Genomic DNA, 13242 nt, shown 5'->3' on the forward strand with positions numbered 1-13242 from the left:
ATGCGGCCGAATCAGTGCGGTGTGGCCAAGCCCAGGTGGTCGCGCAGGGTCGTGCCCTCGTAGTCGGTGCGGAACACCCCGCGTTCCTGCAGCAGCGGCACCACCTTGTCCACGAACGGGTCGAGACCGCTGGGCGTGACGTGCGGCACCAGGATGAAGCCGTCGCTGGCGTCTTCCTGCACGAGCGTGTTGATCGTCTCGGCGACGGTAGCCGGTGACCCGATGAAGTTCTGCCGCCCGGTCACCTCGATGATCAGTTCGCGCGTGGTGAGCTTCTCGGCCTCGGCCTTGGCCCGCCACTCGTTGGCGACGGCGATCGGGTCGCGATGCATCCGCACGCTCGCCCGGCCCCGCGCGATCGTGTTCTCGCCGACGACCGGATCGACCGACGGCAGCGGACCGTCGGGGTCATGGTCGGACAGATCGCGGTTCCACAGCTGTTCGAGAAATTTGATCGCCGTGGCGGGTGACACCTGTGCCAGCCGCACCTCGTGCGCGATCTCGGCGGCCTCGGCGTCGGTGTCGCCGAGCACGAACGTCGCGGCGGGCAGGATCAGTAACTGGTCGTGGCGGCGGCCGTACTTGGCGAGCCGCCCCTTGACGTCGGTGTAGAACTGTTGACCGGCCTCGAGCGTGCCGTGCCGGGAGAAGATCGCATCGGCGGCACGGGCCGCGAAGTCCCGGCCGTGGTCGGAATCCCCGGCCTGGAAGATCACCGGCCGGCCCTGCGGACTGCGCGGAACGTTGAACTGCCCGGCGATGTCGAAATGCGCGTCGCGGTAGGAGAATTTCCCCGCACCCGGGTCAGAGAGGAAGACGCCGCGATCCTTGTCGGCGACGATCTCGTCGCCGTGCCACGAGTCGAACAACGTGTGCGCGGCGGCCAGGAAACTCTCGGCACGCTCGTAGCGCTGGTCCTCGGCGAGGAATCCGCCGCGGCGGAAGTTCTCTCCGGTGAACGCATCCCACGACGTGACGACGTTCCAGGCGGCCCGCCCGTCGGACAGGTGGTCGAGCGAGGCGAACTGCCGTGCCACCTCGTAGGGCTCGTTGAACGTCGAGTTGATCGTGCCGGTGAGTCCGAGCCGGTCGGTCACGGCGGCCAGCGCGGCGAGCACCGTGAACGTGTCGGGCCGGCCCACCACGTCGAGGTCGTAGATCAGGCCGTTCTGTTCGCGCAGCCGAAGCCCTTCGGCCAGGAACAGGAAGTCGAACTTGCCGCGTTCGGCGGTCTGCGCGAAGTGCACGAACGAGCCGAACTCGATGTGGCTGCCCGATGCCGGGTCGCTCCACACCGTGGTGTTGTTGACGCCGGGAAAGTGCGCGGCGAGGTGAATCTGCTTGATGGGCTTGCTCATCGGAGGTCCTAGGCGGTGGCGTAGCGGTTGGCGGGGCGAGGCAAGCCGAGCAGGCCGCGCAGGGTCGGGGCGCCGTAAGCGTCGCGGAAGACGTTGCGCCGCTGCAGTTCGGGCACCAGGGCCTCGGTGATCTGACGCAGATCGTGGGGGAGCGTGGCGGGGCGTAGCCGGAAGCCGGTCAGCCCGGCCGCATGCCATTCCTGCAGTAGATCGGCCAATTGTTGTGGAGTGCCCGCGAAGATCTCGGCGTCACTGCGGTATTCGGAACCAGCGAGCTCATCGAGCCGGGCTCGTCGCGCCGCCGCGTCCGCGGCGGTGGCGTCCAGGAACACCACCAGATCGGCGAACACCCGGACCGGATCGGAAGCCGTTCGCGCCGCGCTGATTTCGTCGACAAGAGTAGCCGTCTCGTCGGCGCTGTGCGGCGTGATGAAGCCGACGTCGGCGCTCGACGCGATGAGCCGGTAGGCGTGATCGACGTGACCGAGCGCGGCCACGATTGGCTGCCCCTGCGGCGGGCGCGGCGTGATCGAGGGACCCTTCACCGAGAACTTGGCACCTTCGAAATCGATGTAGTGCAGCTTGTTCCGGTCGATGAACCGGCCGGTGGCGACGTCGCGAATCTCGGCGTCGTCCTCCCAGCTGTCCCACAACCGGCGCAGCACCTCCACGTAGTCGGTGGCCTCGCCGAACAGTTCCTCGGACAGCTCGGGCGAGCGCTCGGGGATGTCGCGGCGGCCGAAATGGGCGGCCGCATCGCGGCGGGCCGATACCTGCACCCGGATGCCTGCCCGTCCCGTGCTCACGTAGTCGAGCGTCGCGATGGCCTTCGACAGATGGAACGGCTCGGTATGGGTGACGATGGCCGTCGGGATCAACCCGATGTGGCTGGTGCGGGGTGCCACCCGTGCCGCGATCAGCACGGCGTCCAACCGGCCGCGCACTCGGTCGGTGCGGTCGTCGGCTCGCCACGGGTGGTCGGACTGCAGCGTCAGACCGTCTTCGATCGTGACGAAGTCGAGCAGGCCACGTTCGGCCTCGGCGACCAGATCGGTCCAGTAGTCGTGCTTGAACAGGTCTGCGGGCCTGGCGTCGGGCTCGCGCCAGGAAGCTGGGTGCCAACCCGTGCCGTCGAGTGCGACGCCGAGGTGGACCGGAGGGGATTCTGACACAGCCGTTCCTCGCTTTCGTGCGTGGTTTCAGCGGCAACGTGTGTGGTGGCGGGCCCATTCCCGCGCCATGTGCCCGTCTGTTCAGTCTGGCGCGATGTGCTGGGCTTTCAAGAGATCAACGCATGGTGATTCAGTTCGAGCGCGGTGCGGCCGGGTCCGCCGCGGCGGCGATCACGCTGTCGAGCACCTCACGCGAGGTGATCAGCTCGCGGATGGACCGGTCGAGGCGGGTCCGCTCGGCAGAGAGTTCGGTGAGCAGGCGCGGGGTGGCTTGGGGTGCCGGGCCGCCATCGTCGCGCATACACGGCAGCAGCGATGCGATGGTGCGGCTGGTCAGGCCCGCGGCATACAGCTCCTGGATACGGATCACCCGGTCGACGGCCCGTTCGGAGTATTCGCGTTGCCCGCCGGGCGTCCGGTCGGAAGCCAGCAGGCCTTGCTGCTCGTAGTAGCGCAGAGACCGCTGGCTCACCCCGGTTCGACGCGCTAGTTCGCCGATACGCATACGCCAGTTATACCGCCGCGGCTTGACTCTGACATTGGTGTCACCTCGTACCGTGCGGCATGACCACACCGCCTTTCGACTACAGCCCCATCACCGAACGCGCGCCGATCACCTGGCCCGACGGCGCACGAGTCGCGGTCTACGTGGGCCTCAACATCGAGCACTTCCTCATCGACCGCCCCTCCACCAGCATCTGGCCCGGAACCGCCGACCTGCAGCCGGATGCGCTCAACTACGGCTGGCGTGATTATGGCGCCCGGGTGGGCATATGGCGCACGATCGAGAGTCTCGACCGGCACGGCGTGCGTCCCAGCGTGCTACTGAACTCAGCCGTCATCAAGCACCATCCGCAGATCGTGGCCGCCGGCCTGGAACGGAACTGGGCGTGGCTGGCGCATGGCCGCACCAACTCGATCCTGCACACCGATCTGGATGTCGACGAGGAACGCCGGGTCCTCGCCGAGATCGCCGGTGACATCGCGGATGCGACCGGCCAGCAGCCACGTGGCTGGATGGGGCCGGGCCTGACCGAGACGCATAACACACCGAAACTTCTGGCGGAGTTGGGTTTTCACTATGTGCTCGACTGGACCAACGATGACCAGCCCTATCCGCTCACCACGCCCGGCATGATCAGTGTGCCGTATTCAGTCGAGCTCAACGATCTGCTGATTTTCGGCAAGGGCACCACCGGACCCGAATTCGAGCAGATGGTGATCGACCAATACGAACAACTGCACGCCGATTCCGCCACCAGTGGCCGCGTGTTGGCGTTGGCACTGCACCCGTTCGTGATCGGCCAGCCGTTCCGGCACAAGTACCTCGACCGGGTGCTCAAATACCTTGCCGCGCAACCCGACGCCTGGCTGACGACGAGCGACGAGATCGCCGCACACGTCCGGCCTAGCCTGTTGAGTTGACTGCGTCCACACTCGGTGCGGAGAAGCGGCCGCGCCAGTAGCGGGCCGGATGCCGATCGGGCAGGGCAGGACCGGCGCCGAAGAGCTTGTCGCGCAGAGTTCCTGGCGCATACTCGGTCTGCGCCAGGCCACGTGCCTGCAGCTCGGGGACCACATGGTCGATGAAATCCTCGAAGCTGCCGGGTGTGGTGATGTAGCGGATGTTGACCCCGTCGACGCCGGCGTCCTGCCATTGCTCGAGGGTGTCGGCGATCTGCTCGGGCGTTCCGATGATCCTGGTCGATTCCTGCTGCTGGCGCACCAGGTCGGCGATGGTCGGATTGGTGCCGGGCGGCGCGGCGGCGATCAGCGCTTCGATGGTGCTGCGCGTGCCCTGGACAGTGGGGGCCAGGTCGCCGATCGGGGTGTGATGGTCCAGGCCGCCCAGGTCGACGCCGATACCGCCGCTGCGGTGCGCGATCAGTCCGTCGACGCTCAGGTATTCGTCGAGTTCGGCGGCGCGGGCCTTGGCTTCGGCTTCGGTCGATCCGACCACGAAGGACAGTCCTTGGAAGAACTTGATGTCATCGCGGCGCCGCCCCGCCGCGACCGCCCTGTCTCGGGTGTCCTCGATCACCACACGAGCCCCTTTCGGTGACACCGCATTGATGAACACGCCCTCGGCGTGCCGGGCCGCGAACGTGCGCCCGGCCGTCGAGGTTCCGGCCTGGAAGATCACCGGTGTGCGTTGCGGTGAAGGAAAACTCAGGTGCGGACCTTCGACTCGGTAGCGCTTGCCGGCATGATGGATCTTGTGCACCCTGTCGGGGTCGGCGTGGAGACCGCGTTCGCGGTCTCGGATGAGCGCACCGTCATCCCACGATCCTTCCCACAGTTTGTAGACGACTTCGGTGTACTCCTCGGCCCACTGGTAGCGCTCGTCGTGTTCCTCGCGCTCGAGCAATCCGAAGTTGCGCGCCGAATTCTGCAGCGCACTGGTGACGACGTTCCAGCCGATGCGTCCTTTCGAGGCGTGATCCAGCGTCGATATCTTGCGGGCGAATGAGAAAGGGTGGTCCTGCAGCACCGAGCTCGTGATCACCAGGCCGAGATGTTCGGTCGACAGCGCCAGCGCCGAGATGATCGCCGACGGATCGTGATTGGGGATCTGCAGACCTTCACGTACATAGGTTTCCCACCCGCCGCGATAGTCGTCATAGAGTCCGACGACATCGGCGAAGAACACCGAGTCGAACTTCCCGCGTTCCAGCAGTTTGACCAGATTCACCCAGACATCGAGCTGATCGAATTCGGTGCTGCGGTTCTCGGGGTTGCGCCACGAGCCGTAAGAGACGTGGGTGGCGGTGTTCATGGTGAAGGCATTGAGGATCAGCCGCGGGCGGGTCATGTTGTCCGACACTAGGAACCGGCATCCCATCCGGGAACGGTTTGTCTCAGCGGGCGTCAAACATGTCAGGGGGCGCCTGCGACGCTGTTCTCCCGCACGCGGTCATAGAAGGATTTCGGTGTGGTGCCGTTCAGGACGAAATCGCCGATGATCCTGGGCTTGTAGATCACCGGGTTGTGTGATGCCAGTGTGCGGGCGTTTCGCCAGTGCCGGTCGAGGCTGGTGCCCTCGCGGATGGCCGACGCGCCGCCCGCGTTGAAGATCTGGGCGCCCGCGGCGAGCACCGCCTCGATGATGGTCACCTGTGCCGCCGACACATCGATGAAATTCCGGGCGTAGTCCTCCTCGGCGTCCAGCCCGGCGGCCGCCACCTGGTTGGCGCGTTCCAGGCTGTTGGCGACCGACACCAGCAGGGCATCGGCCGTCTGCGCGTGGCGGTAGAGGTGGCCGAGCACGGCGAGCACCTCGGGGTCCTCGGTGGGTTGTTTCGACAGCGCATGCAGGTTGGTTCGGACCCGGGAGCGGATCAGCGCGGTGGCGTCGTCTACGACGTTGCGGGCGATGCCGGTCAGGTTGGCCAGATGCACGAGCTGCACGAACGCCTGAATCGAGCGCAGATTCTGTTTGGAGCGGCCGAGTTCGCCGTTCTCCTGCACCGGTACCGCATCGAAACGTGTTGTCCCGCTTCCGGTGAGTCGCTGTCCGATGCCGTCCCAGTCGTCATCGTGGGTGACCCCGGTCTCACGGGCGTCCACGACCGCGAAAGTGATCTTGCCTGCGTCGGCATCTTCGGGATCCTTGACGGCCGCTGCGACGCGGATGTAGTCGGCGTAGAGCGCACCGGTCGAGTAGTACTTCACGCCCGAGACGACCGGCCGTCCGGCGACGTGGTGCAGCCTGGTGGTCGGCAGGAAGTCCGGGCTGTCGGCGGCAGGCTCGGACTGTGCGTTGCCGAAGATCGCGCCGTTGGCGATGCGGCGCAGCCAGTGGGTGCGTTGTTCGGGGGACGGGGACTGTCGCAGAATCTCGACGGTGGTGAAATGGCCACGCAGGATCTGCGGCACATTCGAATCGGCCCGGCCGGCCTCGGCGAGCAGTTCGAACAGCGTGGGAAGGTCGACCCCGAAACCGCCGTGCTCGACCGGGACTCGCAACCGTCCGAATCCGGCTGCGGCAAGCGCTTGAATCTCCTCGTGTACCGGTTCGTGGGTGTGGCTGCGGGCGGCGGCCTTAGTGGCCAATTGGTCGAAGATGCGGCGGAACTGGGCGAGGCTGGATTGAAATGCTGCGGACAAGGGTGCTTCCTTCGGTTGGCGGCGTGAGTCAGGCCACGACCGAGGCGGCCGAAGCCGGTCGCGGATCCCGCAGCCCGAGGCGTTCGCGGATGGTGGACCCGTCGTAGGCGGTGGGAAAGGCTCCGGAATGTTGCAGCAGCGGCATGACCGTTCGGTTGAATTCGGCGATGCCGTCCGGCAGCACCGGGATGTGGATGTTGAAACCGTCTACGGCGCCCGCGCTCCACCAGTCCAGGATCGTGTCGGCCACGTCTTCGGGAGTACCGATGGCCAGGCGGTGCCCGCCCTCGACCCGGCGCACCAGCTGCCGGGGCGTGATCTCCTCTGCGGCAGTCAGTTCGGCGAATGATCGCACGAATCCCACGGGCCGAGACTGATCTTCTGTGTAGTCGAACAACTTCGGGTCGAGCGCGCGGTCGGGGTCGAGCGTGTCGTCGATGTCGAACAGGGCTGCTCGTTTGAAGAAGTCGGCGATCAACCCGTCCTCGCCGTGAAAGCCGTGCATCGCCTCGTGCTTGCGGTAGGCCTCTTCCCGGGTGTCACCGACGATCACCACCAGCCCCGGCATCAAACGGATGTCGTCGGCGTTCCTGCCATGGACGGCCGCCCGCTCCCGCAGCTGCGCTCGGTAATCGAACGCAGCCTGCTTGTGCAGCAGCGAGGCGTAGACGATGTCGGCGTGTTTGGCGGCGAGATCGACCCCGGCCTGCGACGCACCGGCCTGTGCGATCACCGGATGGCCCTGCGGCCCGATCGGGACGTTCAACGGCCCTGCCACGTCGAAGAATTCGCCGTGGTGGTCGATGCGGCGTGCGGTGGTCGAATCCCAGACGGTGTCTGATGGCGCCGCGCCCCCGGGAGTGTCCCAACTGAGCCACAGTTTTTTGACGACCTGGAGGAATTCATCGGCCCGGCGGTATCTTTCGGCCCGAGGCGGTAGCGGCGCGGCCGAGAAGTTCGCCGCGATGTCCGGATTGAAGCTCGACACCACATTCCAGATCACCCGGCCACCGGAGATGTGGTCAAGCGTCGCGAGGCGGCGCGCGAGGTTGTAGGGCGAGTTGTACGACGAGGACGCGGTGAGCAGGAATCCGATGTCGGGCACCGCTGCGGCGATCGCCGAGAGCAGCACTGTCGGATCGAAACTGTGCAGCGGCCGTGCCGAGTTGTCGCGTTGCAGCGCAGGATGATCAGACACGAACACGATGTCGAAGGCACCGTCGTGTGCCAGTTTCGCCGAGCGCAGGTAGTGGTCCCAGTCGCTGAACCGGCTCCACTTCGTCCCGGGCCATGCCCATGACCGCGCGGCCGACCCGGTGCTGTTGATGGCGACGCTGAGAAACAGCCGTCGGCGAGTCATGAGATTCTCCTGTCGGCCAGTGCGGCGAGTTTGCCGCGCAACCGGCGCCCGGGCGTGGCGTCGAGCAGTGCGCGGGTGTACTCCGAGCGCGGTTCGGCGAAGATCTGCTCGGTAAACCCGGTTTCGACGACCCGGCCGCGACGCATCACCGCCACGTGGCCGGCTATCGAGCGCACGAGATCGAGGTCGTGGGAGATGAACAGATAGGTCAGCTCGAGTTCGCGTTGCACCTCGTCCAGCAGATCGAGTATGCGGCGTTGCGTCACGACGTCGAGCGCCGATAACGCCTCGTCGAGCACCACGATGGGGGACCGCGGCGCCAGGGCACGCGCGATCGCCACGCGCTGCTGTTGCCCGCCGGAAAGCTCGCGCGGCTTGCGGGTGGCGAAGGAACCGGTCAGTCCCACCTGATCGAGCAATTCGGCGACTCGGCGTCGGCGGGCCGCACGGTCGCCGAGCCCGAACGAGCGCAGCGGCTCGTCCACAATCTGCTCGACAGTGAGCCGGGGGTCGAGCGCCACCTGCGGATTCTGTTGTATCAGCTGGACTTTGCGCCACACGTCACGTTTGGCATGCCTGCGCAGGCCGGTGACCTCGCGACCGTCGATGTAGACCTGGCCGGAGTCGGGCTGGGCCAGTCCGAGGATCAGCCGCGCCGTGGTCGACTTGCCCGATCCCGACTCGCCGACCAGTGCGAAGGTGCTGTTTCGGGCGAGGGCGAACGTGACGTCGTCGACGGCCTTGAAGTGTCCGCTCGGTCCGTGCGTAAACGTCTTGGTGAGACTTTTCACCTCGACGACGGGTGCGGCAGGGGTGACCGGCACGTTCGGAACCGGTGCGCCGGTGCCGCCGAGACCGAATGCGCTGCTGATGAGTTGTCGGGTGTAGTCGTGAATCGGGTTCAACACCAGGTCGTCGATCCGACCGCTGTCAAGCACCCGGCCGTTGCGCATCACGATCGCGTGGGTCGCGTGATCCGAGGCCACCGCCAGGTTGTGCGTCACGAACAGGACCGCCACACCGGTGTCCCCGGCGAGCCGGTCGAACACTTCGAGCACTTGCTTCTGCACGGTCACATCGAGGGCCGAGGTGGGTTCGTCGGCGATCAGGAGCGTGGGACGCAAACCGAAGGCGATCGCGATGAGGACCCGTTGTTTCATACCGCCGGACAGCTCGTGCGGGTACTGCCGCAGGCGCTGTTCGGGGTGATCGATTCCGACCAGGTCGAGTAGTTCGACGGCCTTGGCGCGCAATTGCCCGCGCGACAGCCGCTTTCCGCCGGGGTGCAGACGAAAGACCTCGGTGAGCTGGCGTCCGATCGGCTGAACCGGATCCAGCGATGTCGCCGGATCCTGAGGTACCAAGGCCACCACCTTGCCGCGGAGTTTGACCAGGTCCCGTTCGCGCAGGCCGGTGAGCTCGCGACCGGAGACCCGGATCGATCCGCTGTCGATACGGGCGCCGCCCGGCAGGAGGCCGATGGCCGCTTTGCTCAAAGTCGTTTTACCCGAGCCTGATTCGCCGATCACCGCGACCACTTCACCGGGCTGGATGCTCAGGTTGACTCCGCGTACTGCGGCCTGCGACGCACCGTGATACGAGATCGTCAGGTTCTCGATCTCGAGCACCGGTTGCGTGGCTGAGTCGCCGGTGTGTTCGGCAGCGACCGGCAAGGTGGTGGTCATGTTGTTCTCCTTGTCAGATCCGGAAGCGGCGCTGCAGGATTCGGCCGGCACGCGATACTGCCAGGACCGCGATCAACACGACGATCCCGGGCAGCGTGGTCAGCCACCAGGCGTTGGCCAGATAGTCACGCCCCTCCGACAGCAGAGTGCCCCACTCCGGTGTCGGCGGTGGTGCGCCGTATCCCAGAAAGCCCAGGCCGGCGATGTTGAGGATGGTCGAGCCCAGTTCCGTCGGGATCAGGGCAACGATGGGTCCGGCCGAGTTCGGCAGGACGTGGCGGAACAGCACAGTCGTCGGTTTCGCACCGGAAACCCGTGCGGCATCGACGTATTCGAGCTGAACGACGCGTAACGCCTCGCCGCGGCCGACGCGCGCGAACGGGGCAACCGCGGCGATGCCGACGCCGATGGCGACATGCGTCGTACCGGGGCCGAAGGCTGCGACAACGCACAGTGCCAGGAGAAATCCCGGCAGTGCCAACAGGACGTCTACAAGCCGCATGATCACCGCATCGACGGCGCCGCGCAGCACCCCGGCGGTCACACCCAAGACCGTGCCGAGGACCAGACCGATCGACGTCCCGATCACGGCGCCGTACACCGTGTTGCGGGTGCCGTGCACAACGCGGGTGAACGTATCCCGGCCGGCGCGGTCCGTCCCGAACCAATGCTCGGCCCCGGGTGGCAGGAATTTCTGGGCTCCCACACCGACAATGGGATCGTGGCTGGTGAACCACGACGGAAAAAACGTCCACAGCGCGACGGTCACCAGCACGAGCACTGCGAGCCCGGAGGCAATGTTGTTGGGACTGAGCCGAACTCGGTAACCCAGCGGTCGAATCGGTGAAGCCAGAGTCGTCGTCATGCGCGTGCCCCTCCCGTGGTCAGGAGAATCCGCCGGTCCAGCGCGGGGTAGAGCAAGTCGATCACCAGGTTCACCACCACATAAACGCCGGCGATGATCAGGATGAAACCTTGCACCAGCGAAACGTCCTGTTGCGACACCGCGGTCTGCAGCACTCGCCCGATACCGGCGCGCGCGAACACCGTTTCGGTGACGACTGCACCTCCCACCAGCGTGCCCAACACGGTTCCCGCCACCGTCAGGCCCGGCCCCGCCGCGTTGCGCACCACATGTCGCCAGAACACCCAGTGCTTGCCCGCGCCCTTGGCGCGGACCACGTCGACGAAGTCGCTGTCCAGCACGGTCTCCACGCTCTTGAGCAGCACCTGTGCCATCGCCGCGGACAGCGGTAGGCCCAGCACCAGTGCGGGCACCAGAATCGACAGGAACGTGCCGTCGGGAAACGCCGAGATCCAACCAAGCCGGAACGACAACACGTTCAGCACCACGATGCCGACCCAGAACACCGGTGCGGCCGCGAACAGTGGCGGCAGCATCACGGCCGACGAACGCAACCAGCGCCGGCTTGCCAGGACCGCGGTCGACACGATGGCGCCGGCGATCAGCACGGCGATGACGAATGCGGTTGCCGTCAATCGCAGCGTGGGCAACGCTGCATCACCGATCGCCTGCGAGACCGTTTGGCCGGTGCTCATCGAGTAACCGAGGCCGCCACGGACGACATGGCTCAACTCGATGAAGTACCGCTGAAACACCCAATGGTCGTAGCCGTAGTACAGCTTCATCTGCTCGACGGTCTGTGGGTCGATGACCCCGGTGTCGTCGGCGGCGAACATCTCGATCGGGTTGGACGGAAGCAGGGTGATGGCGATGAATGTCAGGGTGTACGCCAGCCACAACACCACCACCGCCTGCGTGAGACGGCCGAGGACGTAGCGGATGAACTGGCGCGAGCGGGGGGCACCCCGACCATCCGGTTGCGTCGGGGTGCTGCCGAGGACGGCTGGAACCTCCTGGACGGCTGTCATCTGGCTTTCCAGGCGTTGTAGAAGTCCGGATACGTCTGGGTCTGAAATGTCACGTGGACGTCCGGCGACGCTCCGAACGTCTGCGCCTCCTCGAAATAGGCGATCACATAGGACCCCTTGATCAGTGCCTTCTGCTGTTCGATCTGAACAGCCTTGAACTCGGCGTCGTCGCGGGCCTCCAGTTCGCGGGCATAGAGCGCGGTGAGCTCGGGTGAAGATCCGAGAAGCGCCGTATTGCCCTCACCGCCGAAGCTCTGGCCAAGGGAAATGATCGATGTCCGGCTGACCACGATCGGGACGGTGACGTCGTTGTTCGCGGCTGCCGCGAACGACGGGTCGTTGCGGACATCGAGCACGATGCCGAGTTCCTTGCGCCACTGCTGGGCGATGTACTCCCACGCCGGTCCGAGAGCCACCTGCTGGGCGCTCTGGGGCACCGTCAGATGCAGCTGCTTGCCGTCCTTCGTACGGATGCTGTCGGGTCCTTGGCGCCACCCCGCCTGCTCCAATAGATCACGCGCCTTGTCCGGGTTGTAGGCGAACTCGCCGGCGAGGTCGATGGCATTGGCGTTGTTGACATTGAGGATCGATATCGGCGGAGGATAGCTCGGGGTGAGCGCGTCACGACTCAGACCGTCACGATCAATACCAAGCACCAGCGCCTGTCGCACCAGCGGATCCTTGGTGAACTCGTTGTCCACGCGCAGGCCCGCGTAGTTCGATGTGCCGAGCGGGGGACGGTAGAGCAGCAACTGGAAGCCGGCCGCCTGGATCGCCGCCTCGTCGGACGGCTGGATCCCCCTGGCCACGTCTACCTGGCGGGACGTCAAAGCGCCGGTGCGCAAACCGCTTTCGGGAAGAACTTTCCAGACGATCTCGTCGAGGTAGGCCTCGCCTTGATTCGGTGAGCCCGCGGGTGCCCACCGGTAGCCGGGACGCCGCACGAGCACCGCCGACTGGTTGGGGACCTGTGACTTGAACACGAACGGCCCGGCACCGACGTGGTTTTCCGGCCGGCCTGCGTCTTCGAGTTCCAGGCCGATGGTCTTCGCGCCGAGGATCGGAGAGTTCAGCCGTGTGGTATCGATCAGGAACTGTTGATTGGGTTTGGACAGGACGACGGTGACCGTGTCGCCGTCGACCTCGACGTGGTCGTAGCCGCGAGAAATCTGCTGGTGCACCGGAATCCGCAACTTCTCGTTGCCCCGGCCGTAGAGCTCGTAGTTCTGGGCGACGATCTCCGGGGTGAGCTGGGTGCCGTCGCTGAATGTGATGCCCTTGCGGATCTTGAAGCTGAAGCGAGTGTTCTCGTCGTTCTTGGTCCACGATTCGGCGACCCATGGTTGCAACTGCTTCTTGTAGGGGTCGAAGTAGAGCAGGAACACATTGGTGTGGAATGTGAGGTTCCCCGCGCTGTACGTGCCCAGCTTCTGCGCCTGCCAGCTGGTCACCGCTTCGGTATCCGAAAAGGTCAGCGTCCCACCGCGAACCGGATCGCCCGAGGGGCCGGTGGGGCCTGCGCCCGACTGTGGGGTTCCCCCACGAGGTCCGCCGCACGCGGCAAGGAGGCCGGATCCGAGGACTGCGGCGCTCAAGCTGAGGAATCCGCGGCGGTCGAAGAGATCGGTCATCGGATCAGCGTTCCTAATCTGCGTTGCTGGCGGTCG

Annotated in this window: 11 protein-coding genes; 1 reads left to right on the top strand and 10 read right to left on the bottom strand. The window is 65.9% G+C overall.

The window, feature by feature from the left end:
• Positions 1-11: 11 nt before the first annotated feature.
• The 3 genes from AWC31_RS01255 to AWC31_RS01265 form a co-directional block, all read right to left on the bottom strand.
• Positions 12-1358, bottom strand: coding sequence for an NtaA/DmoA family FMN-dependent monooxygenase (locus tag AWC31_RS01255; RefSeq protein ID WP_085142022.1), 1347 nt, complete (start codon positions 1356-1358; stop codon positions 12-14).
• A gap of 8 nt (positions 1359-1366) precedes the next feature.
• A complete protein-coding gene (locus AWC31_RS01260) occupies positions 1367-2530 on the bottom strand; it encodes an LLM class flavin-dependent oxidoreductase (RefSeq protein ID WP_085142024.1) in 1164 nt (387 codons plus the stop codon).
• Between the two features lie 130 nt (positions 2531-2660).
• Positions 2661-3035 carry a MerR family transcriptional regulator gene (locus AWC31_RS01265; RefSeq protein ID WP_067851338.1) on the bottom strand — a complete coding sequence of 125 codons (375 nt, stop codon included), beginning with the start codon at positions 3033-3035 and terminating at the stop codon, positions 2661-2663.
• A gap of 59 nt (positions 3036-3094) precedes the next feature.
• Here AWC31_RS01265 and AWC31_RS01270 point away from each other — a divergent pair, with 59 nt between their 5' ends.
• The gene (locus tag AWC31_RS01270) at positions 3095-3955 is read left to right on the top strand and encodes a polysaccharide deacetylase family protein (protein ID WP_085142026.1); all 861 of its coding nucleotides are present in this window, start codon (positions 3095-3097) and stop codon (positions 3953-3955) included.
• Here AWC31_RS01270 and AWC31_RS01275 read toward each other — a convergent pair.
• The 7 genes from AWC31_RS01275 to AWC31_RS01305 form a co-directional block, all read right to left on the bottom strand.
• Complete coding sequence (locus AWC31_RS01275; RefSeq protein ID WP_085142217.1) at positions 3939-5342, bottom strand: LLM class flavin-dependent oxidoreductase; 1404 nt, start codon at positions 5340-5342, stop codon at positions 3939-3941. The two genes, AWC31_RS01270 and AWC31_RS01275, sit on opposite strands and share 17 nt — an antisense overlap.
• 65 nt (positions 5343-5407) lie before the next feature.
• Positions 5408-6637, bottom strand: a complete 1230-nt coding sequence (locus AWC31_RS01280; protein WP_110774863.1) for an acyl-CoA dehydrogenase family protein — start codon at positions 6635-6637, stop codon at positions 5408-5410.
• Between the two features lie 28 nt (positions 6638-6665).
• Positions 6666-7997, bottom strand: a complete 1332-nt coding sequence (locus AWC31_RS01285) for an NtaA/DmoA family FMN-dependent monooxygenase (protein ID WP_085142031.1) — start codon at positions 7995-7997, stop codon at positions 6666-6668.
• Positions 7994-9682 (bottom strand): dipeptide ABC transporter ATP-binding protein, encoded by a 1689-nt coding sequence (locus tag AWC31_RS01290; RefSeq protein ID WP_085142219.1) that lies wholly within the window; start codon positions 9680-9682, stop codon positions 7994-7996. Before AWC31_RS01290 ends, AWC31_RS01285 begins: the two co-directional genes overlap by 4 nt.
• A 13-nt stretch (positions 9683-9695) precedes the next feature.
• A complete protein-coding gene (locus tag AWC31_RS01295) occupies positions 9696-10547 on the bottom strand; it encodes an ABC transporter permease (RefSeq protein WP_085142033.1) in 852 nt (283 codons plus the stop codon).
• Entirely contained in the window at positions 10544-11575 is a 1032-nt protein-coding gene (locus AWC31_RS01300; RefSeq protein ID WP_085142036.1) for an ABC transporter permease, read from the bottom strand. The genes AWC31_RS01295 and AWC31_RS01300 overlap by 4 nt, the downstream gene beginning before the upstream one ends.
• Positions 11572-13206, bottom strand: a complete 1635-nt coding sequence (locus AWC31_RS01305) for an ABC transporter substrate-binding protein (protein WP_085142038.1) — start codon at positions 13204-13206, stop codon at positions 11572-11574. Before AWC31_RS01305 ends, AWC31_RS01300 begins: the two co-directional genes overlap by 4 nt.
• Between the last annotated feature and the right edge of the window lie 36 nt (positions 13207-13242).

The sequence above is a fragment of the Mycolicibacterium wolinskyi genome (assembly GCF_002101965.1).
In the GTDB taxonomy this organism is placed as follows: Bacteria; Actinomycetota; Actinomycetes; order Mycobacteriales; family Mycobacteriaceae; genus Mycobacterium; species Mycobacterium wolinskyi.

Excerpts from the sequence above, each read along its gene's own strand:
- AWC31_RS01255 (WP_085142022.1), bottom strand. The coding sequence starts at position 1,358 with ATGAGCAAGCCCATCAAGCAGATTCACCTCGCCGCGCACTTTCCCGGC.
- AWC31_RS01265 (WP_067851338.1), bottom strand. The coding sequence starts at position 3,035 with ATGCGTATCGGCGAACTAGCGCGTCGAACCGGGGTGAGCCAGCGGTCT.
- AWC31_RS01270 (WP_085142026.1), top strand. The coding sequence starts at position 3,095 with ATGACCACACCGCCTTTCGACTACAGCCCCATCACCGAACGCGCGCCG.
- AWC31_RS01275 (WP_085142217.1), bottom strand. The coding sequence starts at position 5,342 with ATGACCCGCCCGCGGCTGATCCTCAATGCCTTCACCATGAACACCGCC.
- AWC31_RS01285 (WP_085142031.1), bottom strand. The coding sequence starts at position 7,997 with ATGACTCGCCGACGGCTGTTTCTCAGCGTCGCCATCAACAGCACCGGG.
- AWC31_RS01290 (WP_085142219.1), bottom strand. The coding sequence starts at position 9,682 with ATGACCACCACCTTGCCGGTCGCTGCCGAACACACCGGCGACTCAGCC.
- AWC31_RS01295 (WP_085142033.1), bottom strand. The coding sequence starts at position 10,547 with ATGACGACGACTCTGGCTTCACCGATTCGACCGCTGGGTTACCGAGTT.
- AWC31_RS01300 (WP_085142036.1), bottom strand. The coding sequence starts at position 11,575 with ATGACAGCCGTCCAGGAGGTTCCAGCCGTCCTCGGCAGCACCCCGACG.
- AWC31_RS01305 (WP_085142038.1), bottom strand. The coding sequence starts at position 13,206 with ATGACCGATCTCTTCGACCGCCGCGGATTCCTCAGCTTGAGCGCCGCA.